Here is a 17235-nt window from a genome sequence, read left to right on the forward strand (position 1 = left end):
AGCGTTGCGGTTATTGCCATCCGCTTGCGCAAGGTCGCATGCGGTCACGATCCGGGCCGCCGTGTCGCCTGTCGGAGGCAGCTCAACTGATCGATGTAGGTAACGGTTTGAAAACTTCGACCAAAGCCTTGACAGCGGAGGGGCCTCAGTAAGAACTTTTACCACTAACAGTTAACACTCCTTGCGGAAGGCGGGGGCATGGCTGGGTATGACGCGGTTTCCCCCGCGGCCGGCGCTGGGTCGGCCGGCGCTGAGTCGGCTGCCGCTGAGTCGGCCGCCGCAGAGCCGATCGCCATGCCGGTGCTTCCCGCCGATGGGGTTCTCGCCCGGGTGCGCTCCCGGCTGCCCGAGTTCACCGGTGCGCTCCAGCGCGTCGCCGAACTCGTACTGACCGACCCGGCGAACGCCGCCCGCTGCACGATCGTCGAGCTTGCCGAGCGAAGCGGTACCTCACCGGCGACCGTGACCCGGTTCTGCCGGGCCCTCGGCTTCGAGGGCTACGCCGATCTGCGGCTGGGAATCGCCGGGGAGACCGGCCGGGCCGCGCGAACCGGTGGCTGGACCGTCGACATTGGACGCGAGATCCAGCCCACCGACCCCCTCGACCGAGTGCTGGGCCAGATCATGGCGGCTGATACCCGTGCGATGCACGACACGGCGGCCCTGCTCGACCTGGGGGAGATCGAGCGGGCCGCCGATGCGATCGCCGGCGCCTCACGGGTGGACATCTACGGCGCCAGCGGCAGCGCGCTCGTCGGCGCCGAGATGCAGTTCTGCCTGCACCGGATCGGCGTCGCGGCGTGGGCGTGGACCGATGTCCACAACGGACTTGCCAGCTCCGCGCTGCTGAACCCGGGTGACGTCGCGCTCGGCATCTCGCACAGCGGCCAGACCCGCGAGACGATCGAGATGATCGCCGAGGCCGGCAGCAAGGGCGCCACCACGGTCGCACTGACCAGTTTCCCCCGCTCGCCGCTGGCGGACGTCGCGGACATCGTGCTGCTGACCGCCACGCAGGCGACGACGTTCCGCCCCGACGCGCTGTCGGCCCGCCATCCGCAACTGGTCGTGCTCGACCTGCTCTACATCGCGGTGGCGCAGCGAACCCACGAGCGGGCGCACGCGTCCTTCCAGGTCACCGCGCGCGCGGTGGCGGGCCATCGGGCCGCGAAGGAGGCGGATTAGGTGCGCATGCACATCCGGTCCGGACGGGTCCCCGAACCCCGTTCGGGCAACGCCTCGCAAAACCTGTCAGCCCAGATCAGCACCGCCCGACCGTCAACAGAGGAGCCGAAGATGTCCATTGATCCCGAGCCAGCATCGTCCGTCCCCACCGTCGCCCGCCGCTCGCTCCTACGCGGCGCGGCCGCCGTCGGCTTAGTCGTCGTCCCCGGTACTAGCTTGCTGAGCGCCTGCGCGACCAGCGGTGGCGACAGCGAGACCGACGGCGGGGGCGGCACCAAGAGCGACAAGAACCCGTTCGGTGTCAAGGAGGACGCCGCGCTCGACGTCGTGATCTTCCCTGGTGGGTACACCGACAAGTACGCCACCGACGTGCACGAGCCGCTGTACAAGAAGGCCTTTCCGAAGGCCGCCATCAAGCACGAGGCGGTCACCGAGATCAGCACCGTGGTCCAGCCGCGGCTGGCCAGCGGCACCAACGTGCCGGACATGATCAACAACTCCGGCAGCAAGCTGTTGGACTTCGGCGCCATGGTCGCGGACAAGCAGCTCGCTGACCTGACCGACCTGTGGGACGCCCCGTCGGTCGACGACCCCGGCAAGAAGGTCCGCGACACCGTCGTGCCGGGCACCGTCGAGCGGGGCTCGTTCAACCGCAAGCCGTACGTGCTGTACTACGTGTCCACCGTCTTCGGCCTGTGGTACTCGGGCAAGCTCTTCTCCGGCCGGGGCTGGACCCAGCCGGCCGACTGGGACGCCTTCCTCAAGCAGCTCGACGACATCAAGAAGGCCGGCATCACCCCGTACGGGTACGCGGGCGCCAACGCCGCGTACTACCAGTACACGGTCATTCTCACGCACGCGGCGAAGCTCGGCGGCCAGGAGGTTCTCAAGAACATCGACAACCTCGAGGACGGCGCGTGGAAGCAGGACGCCGTCAAGCAGGCGGCCACCGCGTGGGCGGAGGTCGGCGCGAAGTACCTGGACAAGGCGTACGAGGGGCTCAAGCACACGGACGTTCAGCTGCAGCAGAACCAGTACAAGCTGGCCTACTACCCGAGCGGTGACTGGCTGGAGAACGAGCAGAAGAAGGACGCCCCGGCGGACTTCACGTACCAACTGCTGCCGATCCCGGTGAAGGGCAAGCTGTCGACGAAGGCGGTACGGGCGACGGCCGCCGAGGGATACCTCGTGCCGGCGAAGGCCAAGAACAAGGCGGGCGGGCTGGAGTACCTGCGCCAGATGCTGTCGCGTGCCGGCGCGAAGGGCTTCGGCGAGCTGGTCGGGTCGAACACGGTCGTGGTCGGTGGCGCGGAGGGCGTCACCTTCCCGCCCGGCGTGACCAGTTCGACGAACGCGCTGAAGGCGGCCGGTAAGGAGGTCGTCGACTTCTTCTTCGACGGCGACTACAAGGACATCGAGCAGGAGTGCCGTACCGCGACCAACGCGCTGATGTTCGGCCGGGAGACGCCCGACCAGTTCTGCGAGCGGATGCAGAAGAAGGCCGACGCGGTGAAGAACGACAAGTCGATCACCAAGTTCACGCGCTGACCGGAGCGGACCCGTCATGCAGCACCGCAAGTACCCATTCGTGTTCGGCTTTCTGGCCGTACCCGTCGCGCTGTACCTGACCTTCGTGATCTCGCCGTTCGCCCAGGCGTTCTACATCTCGATGACCAGCTGGCGCGGCTTCGCCCCACCGAAGTGGATCGGCTTCGACAACTACCGGAGGTTGGCCGACGACGGCACGTTCTGGAAGGCGGTGCAGCACAACGGGATCCTTCTGCTCGTCCTGCCGCTGGTGACGATCGCGCTCGCGCTGCTCTTCGCGTTCCTCATCAACGTGGGTGGGGGATCGCGCAGCGGCACGATGTCGGGGGTGTGGGGGTCGAAGTTCTACCGGGTGGTGTTCTTCTTCCCCCAGCTCCTGGCGGTACCGATCGTCGCGGTGCTGTTCCAGACGGTGTACCGGCCGAACTCGTCCGGCCTCATCAACGGCTTCCTGATGAAGCTGGGCCTGGAGCCCGTCGGGTTCCTCATCAATCCCAAGCTCGCACTGTGGGCGATCATCGCGGCCCTGGTGTGGCAGTGCGTGGGGTTCTACGTCGTCCTGTTCTCCGCGGGGATGGCCTCGATCCCGAAGGACATCTACGAAGCGGCGGCGCTGGACGGCGCCGGCGGCGTGACGCTGTTCTTCCGGGTCACGCTGCCGCTGCTGTGGGACACCCTGCAGGTGGCGTGGGTCTACCTGGGGATCGCGGCGTTCGACGCGTTCGCGATCGTCAACGTCCTGTCGGTGGACAACGGTGGTCCGGACGGCACGACCACCGTGCTGTCGGTCGAGATCTACCGCAACGCGTTCGCCTTCTCCCGGTACGGCTACGCATCGGCGATGGGGGTGGCGCTGTTCTTCTTCACGCTCACGTTCGCGGCGCTCACGCTGCGGGTGACCCGGCGCGAGTCGATCGAGTTTTAGGTGGGATCGCTCATGACTATCGAAACTCAGCGGGCCACGAGCCCGTCCCGCCACTCGACGCCCGACCGCGGGAAGCCCTCCACCCGGTCGGAGGCGCGGATCCTCTCCCGGCTCGGCCAGGTCGCGCTGATCCTGTGGGCTCTCGTCGTGATCGGGCCGATCCTGTGGACGTTCCTGGCCTCGTTCAAGAACACCGCCGAGATCTTCAGCAGCCCCTGGACGTTGCCGGCTGAACTCCGGCTGGAGAACTGGTCGCGGGCGTGGACCAAGGCGCACGTGGGACGGTACTTCTTCAACAGCGTCATCGTCGTGGGGCTCAGCACGTTCGGCACGATGCTGCTCGGCTCGATGGCGGCCTATGTCCTCGCCCGGTACACCTTCATCGGCAACCGGTTCGTCTACTTCCTGTTCGTGTCGGGGCTCGCGTTCCCGCCCTTCCTCGCGCTCGTCCCGCTGTTCAAGGTCGTGCAGAACTTCGGCCTGCTCAACACGTACACGGGGCTGGTGCTCGTCTACATCGCGTACTCGCTGCCGTTCACGGTCTTCTTCCTCTCGGCCTTCTTCAAGACGCTGCCGGGTTCGGTGGCGGAGGCGGCCGTGATCGACGGCTGCTCGCACACCCGGCTGTTCTTCCAGGTGATGTTGCCGATGGCCAGATCGGGAATGGTGAGCGTGACGATCTTCAACATCATCGGGCAGTGGGCGCAGTACCTGCTGCCGGTGGTGCTGATGACCAGCGCGGACAAGTACGTGCTGACCCAGGGCATCGCCCAGATCTCGGTCAACGCCGGCTACGAGGCGGACTGGTCGGGGTTGTTCGCCGCGCTGAGCATGTCGATCCTTCCGATGATCATCGTGTACGCGTTCTTCCAGCGGCAGATCCAGGCCGGCCTGACCGCGGGGGCCGTCAAGTAACGCGGCTTCTCATGATCACGGAGACTGTTCCGGGCCCGGGGGCGGAACAGTCTCCGTGATCACGGTCGCGGGACGGGCGCCGGGTGCCGGAATTGTCGGAGCGGTGCGATGTAATCGGGCCATGCTGGTCGCCGTCCATCCCGACGTGAGTGGCGGCGGCCGCCTGCGCGAGCTGTCCGACGATGGTGAGCCGCTCGGCCCGGTCATCGAGGTCGCCGACCTCACCGCCGCCGTCAGGGCGCGGGAAGCCGCCAGTACACCCCGGTGGCTGTGGCCGGCGACCGCAGCGATCTACCCGCGGCTGCTGGAGGCCGGCGTGCGGGTCGAGCGCTGCCACGACCTGGAGTTGGTCGAGGCGCTGCTGCTCGGCTACGAGGGCCGTTGGGGGGCACCCCGCGCGCTACCCGCGGCCTGGGCCCGGCTGACCGGCGGGCCGGTGCCGCCCGATCCGCCGGCCCGCGCGGCCACGCCGCCGGGCGAGGCGCAGGAGGCGCTGTTCGACACCGGCCCACCCCCACCCGACCTCGGCGCCGATCCCCTCGAGGTCCTGGTCCGGGTGTACCAGGCGCAGCGCGACCGGATCGCGGCGACCGCCGACCCGCGGCGGATGCGCCTGCTCGTCGCCGCGGAGTCCGCCGGCGGGCTCGTCGCGGCCGAGATGAGCCGGTACGGGCTGCCCTGGCGGCCCGACGTGCACGACCGGCTGCTGACCGAGATGCTGGGGGAGCCGTCCCCGGTGGGCGGGCCGCCGCGCCGGTTAGCCGAGTTGACCCAGGCCATCGACGAGGCGTTCGGCCAGCGCATCCACCCGGACTCGCCGGCCGAGGTGCTGCGCGCGTTCGCCCGCGCCGGTATCCAGCTGCCCAGCACGCGGGCCTGGGTGCTCCAACGGGTCGAACATCCGGCGGTGCCGCTCCTGCTGGAGTACAAGGAGCTTTATCGCATCTGGGTCGCGCACGGCTGGTCCTGGCTGGAGCAGTGGGTACGCGGCGGGCGGTTCCGGGCGGAGTACGTGCCGGGCGGCGTCGTGTCGGGGCGGTGGGCCACCCGTGGCGGCGGGGCGCTGCAGATCCCGAAGGTGGTCCGCCGGGCGGTGGTCGCCGACCCCGGCTGGACGTTCGTGGTCGCCGACGCGGGACAGTTGGAGCCGCGCATCCTCGCCGCGGTCTCCGGTGACCGGCGGCTCGCCGAGGCGGCCCGCGGCGGTGACCTGTACGCGGCCCTCGCCGCCGACGCGTTCGCCGGCGACCGCGCGCGGGCCAAGGTGGCCCTGCTCGGCGCGATGTACGGGCAGACCGGGGGCCAGGCGGCGCCGGCCCTCGCCGCGCTGCGCCGGTTCTACCCGAGGGCGTGGGAGTACGTGGAGCAGGCCGCGCGTACCGGGCGGGCGGGCGGGTTGGTGCGCTCCTGGCTCGGCCGGACATGTCCGCCGGGGTCGGTGGCTATCCGGGATGAGGCCTTCGAGCCGGTCTCCGCCGAAGATGGCGACGGGCCGCGCACCGACGCCGGCGCGCGGGCACGAGGCCGGTTCACCCGGAACTTCGTCATCCAGGCCACCGCGGCGGAGTGGGCGCTCGCGCTCCTGGCCAGGCTGCGCACCGCGCTCGCCGACACCCCGGCCCAGCTGGTGTTCTTCCAACACGACGAGGTCGTGGTGCACTGCCCCAAGGAGATGGCCGAGGCGATGGTCGCCACGGTGGAGGCCGCCGCGGACGACGCGCGCCGACTGCTGTTCGGCGACACCGCGGTACGGTTCCCGCTCGGCGTGGCGACCGTGGAGTGTTATGCCGACGCGAAGTAGGCGGACGCGAAGTAGTCCGCCATGGCCTGCGTGTGCGTGGAGAACGCCAGCCGCTGCGGTTGCGTGAGTACGAGCCACTCGGTGGCTTCCTCGGTCGGCGCCGACGGAGGTAGATCGTCGGCGCGGCGCGCGGGGAGCAGCCCGAAGATGTTGACCGTGCCGGTCGCGACGCTATGTACGGCGAACAGGCTCACCTCGTCGGGCATCGCGATCAGGCCGGTCTCCTCGCGCAGCTCACGTACTGTCGCTTCCTGCCACGTCTCGCCCACCTCGATGTAGCCACCCGGCAGTGCCAGGTGGCCGCGGGCGGGCTCGATGTCCCGGCGGACGACGACGAGGCCGCGCTGGCCCACGTCGTCGACGGGCAACAGCGCCACCGCGACCGGCAGCGGATTGAGCCAGGTGGTTTCGCCGCAGTCGGCGCAGGACCGGGGCCAGGACGCCTCGGCGGTGAACGGGCTGCCACAGTACGAGCAGTGCGAGTGCTTCATGATTTTCGACCCTACTGGGTACAGCTCTCAGGGGAGCGCGGCGAACCGTTCGACGTTCCGGGTGGGGCCGGAGATGATCAGGAGGTCGCCGCGCTCGATCCTGGTGTCGGGCGTGGCGTGGATGAAATCGGTCCCCGGTCGCTTCACCCCGACGACGGTCACGCCGTACTTGGATCGCAGCGCGGCCTGGCCCAGGGTGCGCCCGTGCGTCTCGCTCGGTGCCCGGGTCTTGGCGATGGCGTACTCGTCGTCGAACTCGATGAAGTCGATCATCTTGCCGGTGACGAGGTGCGCGACGCGCTCGCCCATCGCCGCCTCCGGGTAGACGACGTGGTCCGCACCGACCCGGTCGAGGATCCGGCCGTGCTTGGCGCTGATCGCCTTGGCCCAGATCTCCGGAACGCCCAGCTCGGAGAGGGCCAGTACGGTCAGCACGCTGGCCTCGATGTCGGTGCCGATCCCCACCACCGCGCGCCGGAACTCGCCGACGCCGAGTTGCCGGAGGGTTTCCTCGTCGGCGGAGTCGGCCTGCACGACGTGGGTGAGCCGGTCGGCCATCCGCTGGACGATCTCCGGATTCTCGTCGATCGCCAGCACGTCATGGCCCAACTCGATCAGGGACAGGGCCACCTGGCGGCCGAACCGTCCCAGGCCGATGACGACAACGTCGTTGTCACGGATGTCAGCCAACGATCGGTCGCTCCTCGGGGTGTCGGTAGAGCACCTTGCGCTCCCGGAGCGCGAGCCCGGTTGCCACCGTGATCGTACCGACCCGGCCCAGGAACATGAGGATGACCAGCAGCAACTGGGCCGGCGGCGGCAGTGAGGCGGTGATGCCGGTGGAGAGCCCGACCGTCCCGAACGCCGAGAGGACCTCGAACAGCACCCGGTCCGGCGGGTGTGGGGTGAACGCCTGCACCGCGAGGGTGCCGGCGAAGACCAGGAGCACCCCGAACAGGGCGATGGTCAGCGCCTGCCGCTGCGCCGCCACCGGGATCCGCCGGCGGCCCACCACGACGTCGGGATCGCCCCTGACCTCCGCCAGCAGGACGAACGCCAGCAGGAAGAACGTCGTCACCTTGATGCCGCCGCCGGTGCCGGCGCTGCCCGCGCCGATGAACATCAGGGCGTCGGTGACAGCGAGCGTTTCCGGGTTCATCCGCCCGTAGTCCACGGTGTTGAAGCCTCCGGAGCGCGGCATCACCCCCTGGAACACGGCGTTGAGGATCTTGCCGGGGACGTCGAACCGACCCAGCGTGGCCGGATTGGTCCACTCGAAGAGCAGGACGGCCAGCGCGCCGGCCGCCAGCAGCACCAACGAGCCGTACACGGTGATCCGGGTGTGCACCGACCAGCGGGCGGGCGTGCGGAACTCACGGGCAAGCTCGAACAGCACCGGAAAGCCCAGCGATCCGGTGGCCACGGCAATGGCGATAGGCAGGCAGATCCACGGATCGGTGGCGAATCGCAGCAGGTTGTCCGGGTACAGCGAGAAGCCGCCGTTGTTGAACGCCGACACCGCGTGGAAGGCTCCGTGCCAGAGCGCGGTCCCCGGGTCCTGCCGGTACCCGATGCGCAGGCGCAGCGCCAGTACCACCGCGATGACCACCTCGAAGGCGAGCATGAGCACGGCGACCCGGACCAGCAGCCGCCGGAGCTGGCTGAGGTCGGTGATGCGGGTCTCGGCCTGCGCGATGAGGCGGGTCCGCAGCCCGAGTCGCCGGGACACCAGCAGTCCGAGCAGCGTCGCGAGGGTCATGATCCCGTACCCGCCGACCTGCATCAGCGCCATGATCACGACATGGCCGAACGTCGACCAGTAGGTCGCGGTGTCGACCACGGTCAGGCCGGTGACGCAGACCGCCGACGCGGCCGTGAACAGTGCCGTGAGCGGTGACGGCTGGTCGGCGCCTGGCGGGTGGACGCCGGCCCGGGCGGCGGGCAGCATCAGCAGCCCGGTACCGACTCCGATGGCGAGCAGGAACGCGATGGGCACGATCCGGGCCGGGTGGCGCAGGGTCCGACGCATAGCGATCATTCTTGCGAACCGTGGTCGGCCGTTCTCGGCAGCGGTCGGGCGTAGGGGTACCTAGGGCCGTCCCGAGCCGACTAGGTACCCCTGTCGGCCGGGAGATAGGTAACTGCTGCCGACGTGGAAAGGCCCTTACCAAACGAAGCTGGAGTCAGCTTCGAGCGGACGGATGTGACCACGATGTTGTACCACCCGGAAACCCTGCGGATCCTCGTCAACCAGCGGCACCAGGAACTGATCGCGGAAGCCGCCGAGCGGCGCCGGTTCGGCCGGAGCCGGACCGGTCGTCACCGCCGGGGGTGCGGGTGACGGGCGTCTCGCGCGGCACGCCGCACCGTGCGGTTCGCGCCAGACGCGGCGCGGCGGCGTCGCACCTCCCGGCGACTGCAGGCTCTCGTCTTCGCCCAGCTCGACGAGGCCGGTGGGCGGCATTCAGCGGCGTTCGCCGGGTACGAGGCGGCGACCACGCTGCGGGAACCCCGCCCGGCTATCCGCGCGACCGCCCGCACCGGCGCGGCTCGATGCCTGATCCACCTGGGACGCGTCGACCAGGCCCGCGACCACGTGGTCGCGGCGGACGGCCTGCTGGCGCGCTGGAGCGGCTGGCGCGTCGCCGAGGTCGACGCCCTGCGTGGTCGGGTCGGCTTGCCGGTCTCGGTCGCGGCGGAGGGCACCGGCCCCGTTCTGACCCCACGCGAGCGCGAGGTCGCTGCCCTCATCGCCGAGGGGCTGACCAATGCCGAGCTTGCGCGCCGGCTGTACATTTCCAAGAAGACGGCCGCCGTGCACGTCTCCAACATCCTGGCCAAGCTAGGGCTGTCCTCGCGCACCCAGGTCGCCGGGTGGCTGTCGCGGGAGCAGACGCGTTAGAGGTTGAACAGTCGGGCCGCGTTGTGCCAGCACACCGCCCGTAGCCAGTCGTCGCCCAGCTCCAGGCGCGCCAGCGCCGCCAGCTGGTGTGCGTACGGGTACGGAATGTTCGGAAAGTCACTGCCCAGCAGTACTTTGCCGGCCAGTCCCAGGTCCTTGAGTCGCCCGAACAGCGTTCGGGGGAAGGGTGCCATCGTCTCGAAGAAGTCGGTGAACGCCATGGTGGTGTCCAGCCCGACTCGCTCGTACCGCTCGGCCAGGGCGAGGAAACCCTCGTACTCGGGCGCGCCCATGTGGGCGATCAGCGCGCACAGCCGGGGGTGGCGGGCGAGCACGGCGCCGATCGGCTGCGGTCCGGTGAAGCCGTACGCGACCGGACCCGAACCCGCGTGCACCACAATTGGCGTGCCGGTCTCGGCCAGCAGCCCCCACACCGGGTCGAGTGACTCGTCGCGGGGATCGTAGCCACCCACCTGCAGGTGCACCTTGAACACCCGCGCGCCCCGGTCCAGCGCGCTGCGCACGTACTCGTCGACGCCCGGCTCGGGGAAGAACGTCGCGCTGGGCAGGCATCCGGGGGTCGCGGCGGCGAAGCCCAGGGTCCACTCGTTGAGATCGGCGGCCATGCCCGGTCGATGCGCGTAGGCGAGCGCGGAGAACATCCGTACGCCGAGCGTGGCCAGGTGCTGGATGCGCTCGGCCTCGCTCCACCTGTACCGGATCGGCCACTCCCGGCCGATCAGCGGACCGCCCTCGTCGAAGTGCGCCCAGACCCGGCGCAGCATCCGCTCCGGCAGGAAGTGGGTATGCACGTCGGCCAGGCCCGGCAGGTCGAGCGCCCGCCAGAAGGCGGGAACGCCGGAGTCGTCGGACATGGAGTCGTCGATCATCGAACCCTCGATCGTCACACTTTGATGTTGAACCGTTGGAGCACCGGTTGGTAGAGCATCCACGCCGCAGTGGCGATCGACACCAGCCAGAACGCGGTGCGCAGCACGTACACCTCGACCTTGCCGCCGACCTTGACCGAGACCTCGTCGGGCAGCCCGTAGCAGCGCCACCTGCGCTTCCGTCCGGTCGGGATCGGCCAGAGGACCGGACAGCCGTGGCTGGTGAGCATGTCGCCAAGGATATGGATCAGGCCGCCGATGCCGAGGGCGATGCCGAGGATCGGGTACCCCCGGCCGGCGGGCAGGACCGCGTACGCGCCGAGCGTGCCGGCGGCGGCGGCGAGCGTGACGATGAGCCAGCCGGCCCGGGCCGCCCACTTCTCGAACAGGCCCCGCAGCGCCATGGCGAACGTGAAGAACAGGATGCCGAGGACGGCAGGCTTTCCGAAGTGCAGGCACAGTTCGAAGACGCCGAACCCGACGCCGACGTTGAACGGCAGGGTATGGGTGAACGTGCGGTGGCCGTTGTCGCGATGCGGGTCGCGGCGGCCCTTGGTCAGGTTGTAGATGCCGAGAGACAGCTTCTCCATGCACTCGGCCAGAAACAACGACACCACCCCGAAGGTGTGCGCGACCGTCGCACCGCCCCGGTTGGTCAGGACCCGGCCCGACATGTCCATGTCGGGCAGCAGCGCCCCGCCGGCGCACATGGCCGTGCCGACGGCGAGCTGCACCGGGGTCTGATGAATGCCCGCGAACTGCTGGAGCGCGAGCGATCCGACCAGCCACCCGGCAGCGCCCGAGAGGGCGTGCGAAGGGCCCATCATCGTTGATCAACCTCCACTGGGAAACGTGGGCGAAGTATCCCAGGAGCGATTCGATCAAGGCGAGTATGGGGCTATGGGTGTGTCGCACCGAATTCTGCTATCCAATGCCACGCGTCGCTGACGCGTTTCCCGCGTCAGCGGGTCGATCGCGGCCGTCAGGTGCGCGGCGGACTCGCGGTCGAGCCAGCCGGCCAACGTCGGCTCGCTTACTGAGTGTGTCCCATTTCAGGGGCACACCGGGTTCCCTTCACCGGCCCGGCGGGGCGGGTGGTTGGTTCCCTTCCCGTGCCAGTCGTTGCTGGTTTGGGTTCCGGTCCAGGGCCCCAGTGATGCAGGGTGGCGACCGGCTCTTCCCCGGCTCATCCGGGTGCAGATACCGTGCGTGGTGTCAGACGGCCACAGGCTGTGGCGGTGGCGCATCGGGTGCCCGCTCGAGTGCGAGCGTGGCGAGGTTGATGGCGGCGTTCACGTCGCGGTCGAGCTCAAGCCCGCATGCGGCGCATCGGTAGGTGCGGTCGGCGAGGGTGAGCCCGTCGTCGACGTGCCCGCAGCGCGAGCACGTCTTGCTGGACGGGTACCACCGGTCGGCGACCACGAGGCGGGCACCGTACCAGGCGGTTTTGTACTCCAGCTGCCGACGCAGCTCGCCGAGCGCGGCATCCGAGATGTGCCGGGCGAGTGACCGGTTACGGACCATGCCGGTGACGTTCAGGTCCTCGATGACCAGGGTCGAGCAGCGCGTGACCAGCGTGGTGGTGATGTCGTGGAGGAGCTGGCGGCGCAGCTGCCGGATGCGGGCGTGAATCTTGCCCAGGCTTCGTACTGCCTTCCTCCGTCCGTTCGACCCTTGCTTGGTTCTCGCAAGAGCCTGGTTGGCCAGCTTCAGGCGTGCCTGGGCGCGCTGCAACGGTTTCACCCCCGTCCACTCGTGCAGCACGAGACCGTCGGAGTCGGCCACCACCGCGAGCGCCTTCACGCCCAGGTCGACCCCGGCCGGGCGGTCGTGGCGGTGGCGGGCGGAGCGGCGCAGGTGGTGGTGCTGGGTGGCCATCCCGGTGACGGCCACCTGCCACCGTCCGTTGCGGTAGGTGAACGCGGCCGCATAGGCATGGAACCGGCCGGTCTCGAGCATCCGGGACAGCTTGCCGGTGTGCTCGGCGACCCGGATCTCACCCAGTTTCGGCAACCTCATCGCGCGGGGCCCGGCCGGCCGGACGGGTGGGGTCTTGCCCTCGGTGTACTTGCACCGCAGTCGGAACGCCGGCGTGGTGCGGTGCTTGGCCTTGAACCGCGGCCGGCCGACCTTCTTCCCCTTGCGTTCGCCACGGAAAGAGTCACGCCAGTTCTTCAGCGCCTGGGCGGCGTTCACGCTCGCGGTCTCGAACACGTCCGCCGACACCGCACCACGCCACGGCAGGCCGCGCACGACAGTGCCGTCGGCGATTTCAGTGACCGGGGAGTCGGGGGCGTAGCCGTTCTTCCACGCGTTCATGTGGTTGATGAACGACACCTTCGACCAGGACAGTGCTGGCGTCAGCTCGGCGTCCGTGATGCCGTAGCTCTTCTCCGCGGCGCGCTGGTCAAGGTTGGCGAACACCCGCGCGATGTGGTGGTTGAACACGAGCCGGAAGGCTCCCGCGTACTGGAAGCACAGCTGGTCCTGCTCGGCCGTCGGGTCGAGGGTGAACACGAACGTCACCGGGCGGGTGAGTGGCGCACCGGTGTGCGACACCAGTGGCGTGTCGTCGTCCCCGGTCGCGCTCGGCATGGGCCGTATCGTGCCAGCCAGGTACGACAATCGCAGTAGTTCTACGCCGGCGCGAGCGCGGCCAGGAGCAGGTTCACGCACGCGGCGTGCAGCCACCCGGCCGCCGACGCGGTGGTGTTCTCGAACGACTTCGCCAGCCGCCGGGCGCGGCCGATACGCCCGTGCGCCACCTCGACCCGCCACGCGTGAGGTAGTGGTCGGAAGACGGAGGACTTCTCCGGCCAGAACACCCGGCGTACCTCGAAGCCGAACCGTCCGCTCATCACCCGTGCGGCGTTCGCCGTCGTGCCCCGGTCCACCAGCACCAGCTCCAGGCGGTCGGTGAGGCCGAGCTCGGCGAGGTGCTCGAGCAGCAGTTCCGTCGCCCGGGACTCGGTCGTCGACGCCGGAACCACGATCGCGCCCACCGGCAGCCCGGTCACGTCGACCGCGACCACCCGCTTGGCACCGTTCGTCGCCCCGTACGGGCCGCCACGGTCGTGGAACGTCACCCCGCCCTGCGACGCGCCCCGCGCGAGGGAGGAGTCGATGACCAGCATCGAAGGCCGTCGCTCCCGACCCATCGCCGCCCTGGCCTGCTCGTGCAGCGCAGCGAGGACAGTTGCCCAGGTGTCGTTGCGCGACCAGCGCCGGAACTGCGACCACACCCGCGTCCACTGCCCGTACTCGCCCGGCAGATACCGCCACGGGCACCCGGCCCGGGTCAAGTACAGGATGCCGTTCACCACCGCCCGCAGGTCGGCGTGCTTCGGGCCGCGTTTGGAGGCCCGGCACAGCAACGGCTCCAGCACCGCCCACTGCGCGTCGGTCAGATCACTCGGGTACGCCACGCTCTACAGGCCGGTCAGGTCTGGCAGAACTTGAGCTGAAAATAGGACACAGTTAGTTAGCTGGTGGGCGGTTGGTGTCGGCGGCGAAGGAGAAGCCAGGCAGCAACGCCCACTGCGGCGAGTACGACGACGGCTGAAACGGCGACGATCGTGCCGGAGGGGGAACCGTCGCTCTTGTTCTTGCCGGGCGCGGCCGCGTTCGTCGCGCCGGTAGTCGGTGCCGCCGAGGTGGCGGGTCGGCTCGGAGTGGCGCTTGAGGCAAGTGGCGGAACGTCTGCGGTCAGCGCGGCGACGAGGTTGAGTACGCCGTAGCCGTACTGCGGGTCGCGGCCGGGTGGGCCCTTGTCGGTCGCGGTCGCCGTGAGCCGGTGGACGACCTCTTTAGCCGACAGGTTGGGGTACTTGGATCGGACGAGCGCAGCGGCACCCGCGACTATCGCGGTGGAATCGCTGGTGCCGTCCGCGATGTTGTAGCCGGTCTTGTCGGCGGACACGATGCGGACGCCGGGCGCGCTCAGGACCATCGGGTCTCCGGTCATCGAAATGGGCGCGACGTTGCCGGTCTGGTCCGTGGCGCCCACCGCGACGATGGTGCCGTACGCGGCCGGGAAGTCGGGAAATTTCGCGTCCGGCTTGTTGCCCATGCTTGCTACGACGACGGCGTCCGCCGCCAGCGCCGTCTGGATCGCCGCTCGCAGGCGTTCGTCGGACTCGCCGCCCTGCGAGATGGAAATGACCTTGGCGCCGGACCTGACCGCGGCCTCGATCCCCGCACCCAGATCCGCGGGATGGCCGCGCCCATTGGCACTGTCGCGGACCGGATAGATCTTGGCCCGTGGCGCTATCCCCAGCACCCCGTCGCCATTGCCGTGGCCGTGGCCCGCGATCAGGCTCGCCATGGACGTGCCGTGCCCGTCGGTGTCTACCTGACCGTTTGTGCCCCCGCTGGCGGAGACATCGGCGCCCGGCAGCACGTTGCCGGCGAGGTCGGGGTGGCTGGCGTTCACGCCGGTGTCGACTACCGCGACGACCACCCCGTCGCCCTGGCTCTGTGCGTGCGCGGCGGCCACGTTCAGGTACGCCAGGTGCCACTGCCGGTCTCGAATGGAGTCGGCGACGGCGGGCGGCGCCGCGAGCATCACCGCCGCGGCGCCGACCGTCACTGCCGCCAACGCCCGACTGGTGCGACGCGTCACCGATCGATCCCGATGACTCCCGGCCCGGGCTCGTGCGAGGTCGGCTCCCGTCCAGGCTCCAGGACGGGGGAGACGCCGTGCTCCATCGCCCACGGATCGTCGGGGTCCCAGTGCCGCAAGTCGCGGTCCCGCTCGCCGTTGGTGCGGCGCTGCCCACCCACGACCGGTTGACCCGCCACGGTGCCGCTGGCGGCATGGGTGCGTGCCGGTCCACCGCGCTGGCCCGCTGTGGGAGCGCCCTGACCGAGGACGCCGCCGACGGGGTTGACGCGTGGCGCGGCGCCCGCGCGCCCGCCGCCCGCGCCGCCGGGGCTGGCCTCGCCCATGGCGGGCGGGCCTCCGATCACACCGCCCGGCGGGAGCGGCCGGGCCGGGGCAGCGCCCGAGCCGTGGACCTCCGGTGCGATGCCCGGCAGCGGGCCGGCGGGGCCGTGGGCCGTGCCACCGCCCAGCGGGCCGACTTTGGGAAGCCCGGGCCCCTTTGTGGAAGTCTTGCCACCGCCGGCCCCGAGTGGGCCGACGATGCCGGGGAGCGGCACCACACCAGGTCCACCCGTCGATGGGAGGCCTGTCGGCGGGTTGGGCGTGACCGTCGGCGGTTGTGGAAGCGTGGGCGTGCCGCCGGTCAGGACCGGTGCGCCGTCACCGGAGTAGCCGGTGGGGAACGGTGCGCTCGGAACCTGGGCCGCGGCCAGGGCGGCCTGGGACGCGGAGGTGCGAGGCGCCGGGATGACCGGCGGCGTCATCATGACCGCGGCCGGCGGGTCGATGTGTTCGCCATCGTGCTGGGTGGTTTTCCCCGGCGGCGTGTACGGCTCGGGCACCTTCATCTGCGAACTCGACCTCAGCGCCACCCCGGACAGTTGCACCATCGCGTCGCGGGCCCGCTGGGTCAGCTCCTCCTGCCGGCCCGGCGGCACGGCTGGCGGGGCCGGGCTGGGCGTCGGTACGGGATAGCGGGACGGAACAGGCCGCGGTCGCGGCGGGCTCGCGTCGAGCTTTGCCTGGTTGGCCGCATGCTCCTGGTACGCCGCCCGGACCTCGTCACGGGCCCTCGTCACCTCATGGGTGAGGTCCCCGAGTACCCGCTCGTTGACCTTGGCATCCGCGGAAGCCTTCTGCAGCGAGTCGATCAGCTCGTCGACGTACGTGATGAACGCCGCCGCAGCCGGGCTCTTGTCTGGCGGCCACCGGTCGACCAGCCCCTGCCGGTAGTACCTGATCGTGCTGGTGTGGTCGTCGAGTAGTTCGTGGGTCTTCTGCCACGCCCTGACCTGATCCCAGCTCGTGCTGATCTGGTCGTCACCCACGCTCTGCACGAGGTTGTGCATCGCCTCGATGTCGTACGCGCGCCAGTCGGTGTAAAGACCGCCGCCGTCGCTTGGGATCACCGGATCCCCTTGTCGGTCAGGCCGGAGTCGGACGCCGTTATCGGACTCGAGGCGCTCTCCAACGCGTGGGTGGCTGGTCCGGGCGTCCCTTGCGGCATCGCCTTGTGCACGTCCGAGACCGTCACCTGCGCCAGGTCATCGGCGTTGGTGTAGTTCTTCGCGACCGTCTCCGCGCCCTTGCCGATGGCGTACGTGCCGCTGGTGTAACCGCGAAGCAGGTTGACGGTGGCGGTGAGGCTCTCGTAGTGCCGTTGGCGGGCCAGGTCCATCTCCTGGAAGAACAGGCCGTCGCCGACGCACGCCTGCTTGGCCATCACATCGTAGACCTGGGGCACGTGGGTACCGAAGTTCTTCTCCAGGTCCGCCAGCAGCGCCTTCGCGAAACTCTGCAGGTTGTCGACCTGAACGTCGATCGATTGCTGGTCGCGCAGCCAAACAGGTGGTCGGTCTTCCTCGGGCAACATCGCAGCTCCCCCGGGTGCGTCCAGATGTCGACCACAGGTTATCGAATCAGATCAACGTCGTGGGGCCCGTTGCCGCTATGGCAAGACGGGCGGCCAGGGGGA

17 protein-coding genes are annotated in these 17235 nt (G+C 69.7%); 7 read left to right on the top strand and 10 right to left on the bottom strand.

Annotation, left to right across the window (positions count from 1 at the left end; translation table 11 throughout):
* The first annotated feature begins 294 nt into the window (after nucleotides 1-294).
* The 5 genes from HC028_RS12860 to HC028_RS12880 all read left to right on the top strand — a co-directional run bounded on the left by HC028_RS12860 (nucleotide 295) and on the right by HC028_RS12880 (nucleotide 6374).
* Nucleotides 295-1185 carry a MurR/RpiR family transcriptional regulator gene (locus HC028_RS12860; RefSeq protein WP_168077002.1) on the top strand — a complete coding sequence of 297 codons (891 nt, stop codon included), beginning with the start codon at nucleotides 295-297 and terminating at the stop codon, nucleotides 1183-1185.
* 111 nt (nucleotides 1186-1296) lie between these two features.
* Entirely contained in the window at nucleotides 1297-2733 is a 1437-nt protein-coding gene (gene ngcE, locus HC028_RS12865) for an N-acetylglucosamine/diacetylchitobiose ABC transporter substrate-binding protein (protein ID WP_168076841.1), read from the top strand.
* 16 nt (nucleotides 2734-2749) lie between these two features.
* On the top strand, nucleotides 2750-3658 hold the full coding sequence (locus HC028_RS12870; RefSeq protein ID WP_168076843.1) for a carbohydrate ABC transporter permease: 909 nt from the start codon (nucleotides 2750-2752) through the stop codon (nucleotides 3656-3658).
* Between the two features lie 12 nt (nucleotides 3659-3670).
* Nucleotides 3671-4573 carry a carbohydrate ABC transporter permease gene (locus HC028_RS12875; protein WP_168076845.1) on the top strand — a complete coding sequence of 301 codons (903 nt, stop codon included), beginning with the start codon at nucleotides 3671-3673 and terminating at the stop codon, nucleotides 4571-4573.
* A gap of 121 nt (nucleotides 4574-4694) precedes the next feature.
* Nucleotides 4695-6374 carry a bifunctional 3'-5' exonuclease/DNA polymerase gene (locus HC028_RS12880; protein WP_168076847.1) on the top strand — a complete coding sequence of 560 codons (1680 nt, stop codon included), beginning with the start codon at nucleotides 4695-4697 and terminating at the stop codon, nucleotides 6372-6374.
* Here HC028_RS12880 and HC028_RS12885 read toward each other — a convergent pair.
* Genes HC028_RS12885 through HC028_RS12895 form a run of 3 tightly spaced genes read right to left on the bottom strand, consistent with a single transcriptional unit; the run spans nucleotide 6356 to nucleotide 8894 of the window.
* Nucleotides 6356-6865, bottom strand: coding sequence for an NUDIX domain-containing protein (locus HC028_RS12885; protein WP_203981232.1), 510 nt, complete (start codon nucleotides 6863-6865; stop codon nucleotides 6356-6358). The genes HC028_RS12880 and HC028_RS12885 overlap by 19 nt on opposite strands.
* Before the next feature lie 27 nt (nucleotides 6866-6892).
* Complete coding sequence (locus HC028_RS12890) at nucleotides 6893-7555, bottom strand: potassium channel family protein (protein WP_168076849.1); 663 nt, start codon at nucleotides 7553-7555, stop codon at nucleotides 6893-6895.
* A complete protein-coding gene (locus HC028_RS12895) occupies nucleotides 7548-8894 on the bottom strand; it encodes a TrkH family potassium uptake protein (protein WP_168077006.1) in 1347 nt (448 codons plus the stop codon). Before HC028_RS12895 ends, HC028_RS12890 begins: the two co-directional genes overlap by 8 nt.
* Before the next feature lie 174 nt (nucleotides 8895-9068).
* Between HC028_RS12895 and HC028_RS12900 the strand changes: the two genes are divergently transcribed.
* Together HC028_RS12900 and HC028_RS28460 are read left to right on the top strand one after the other, a co-directional pair.
* Nucleotides 9069-9206, top strand: a complete 138-nt coding sequence (locus HC028_RS12900; protein ID WP_168076850.1) for a hypothetical protein — start codon at nucleotides 9069-9071, stop codon at nucleotides 9204-9206.
* Between the two features lie 27 nt (nucleotides 9207-9233).
* Nucleotides 9234-9767, top strand: a complete 534-nt coding sequence (locus HC028_RS28460; protein ID WP_168076852.1) for a helix-turn-helix transcriptional regulator — start codon at nucleotides 9234-9236, stop codon at nucleotides 9765-9767.
* Here the strand turns inward: HC028_RS28460 and HC028_RS12910 are convergent.
* The 7 genes from HC028_RS12910 to HC028_RS12940 form a co-directional block, all read right to left on the bottom strand.
* Nucleotides 9764-10642: an amidohydrolase family protein gene (locus tag HC028_RS12910; RefSeq protein WP_373313888.1), complete on the bottom strand. Its 879-nt coding sequence runs from the start codon at nucleotides 10640-10642 to the stop codon at nucleotides 9764-9766. The two genes, HC028_RS28460 and HC028_RS12910, sit on opposite strands and share 4 nt — an antisense overlap.
* A 29-nt stretch (nucleotides 10643-10671) precedes the next feature.
* Complete coding sequence (locus HC028_RS12915) at nucleotides 10672-11484, bottom strand: metal-dependent hydrolase (RefSeq protein ID WP_168076853.1); 813 nt, start codon at nucleotides 11482-11484, stop codon at nucleotides 10672-10674.
* A gap of 388 nt (nucleotides 11485-11872) precedes the next feature.
* Nucleotides 11873-13252, bottom strand: coding sequence for an RNA-guided endonuclease TnpB family protein (locus tag HC028_RS12920; RefSeq protein WP_168076855.1), 1380 nt, complete (start codon nucleotides 13250-13252; stop codon nucleotides 11873-11875).
* 41 nt (nucleotides 13253-13293) lie between these two features.
* On the bottom strand, nucleotides 13294-14082 hold the full coding sequence (locus HC028_RS12925; RefSeq protein ID WP_168076857.1) for an IS5 family transposase: 789 nt from the start codon (nucleotides 14080-14082) through the stop codon (nucleotides 13294-13296).
* Nucleotides 14083-14138: 56 nt separating this feature from the next.
* The gene (locus HC028_RS12930; protein ID WP_168076859.1) at nucleotides 14139-15278 is read right to left on the bottom strand and encodes a S8 family serine peptidase; all 1140 of its coding nucleotides are present in this window, start codon (nucleotides 15276-15278) and stop codon (nucleotides 14139-14141) included.
* Complete coding sequence (locus tag HC028_RS12935) at nucleotides 15275-16669, bottom strand: hypothetical protein (RefSeq protein WP_168076860.1); 1395 nt, start codon at nucleotides 16667-16669, stop codon at nucleotides 15275-15277. Before HC028_RS12935 ends, HC028_RS12930 begins: the two co-directional genes overlap by 4 nt.
* Nucleotides 16666-17133: a hypothetical protein gene (locus HC028_RS12940; RefSeq protein WP_168076861.1), complete on the bottom strand. Its 468-nt coding sequence runs from the start codon at nucleotides 17131-17133 to the stop codon at nucleotides 16666-16668. The genes HC028_RS12935 and HC028_RS12940 overlap by 4 nt, the downstream gene beginning before the upstream one ends.
* Between the last annotated feature and the right edge of the window lie 102 nt (nucleotides 17134-17235).

Source organism: Planosporangium flavigriseum, from assembly GCF_011947225.1.
GTDB classification, from domain to species: domain Bacteria; phylum Actinomycetota; class Actinomycetes; order Mycobacteriales; family Micromonosporaceae; genus Planosporangium; species Planosporangium flavigriseum.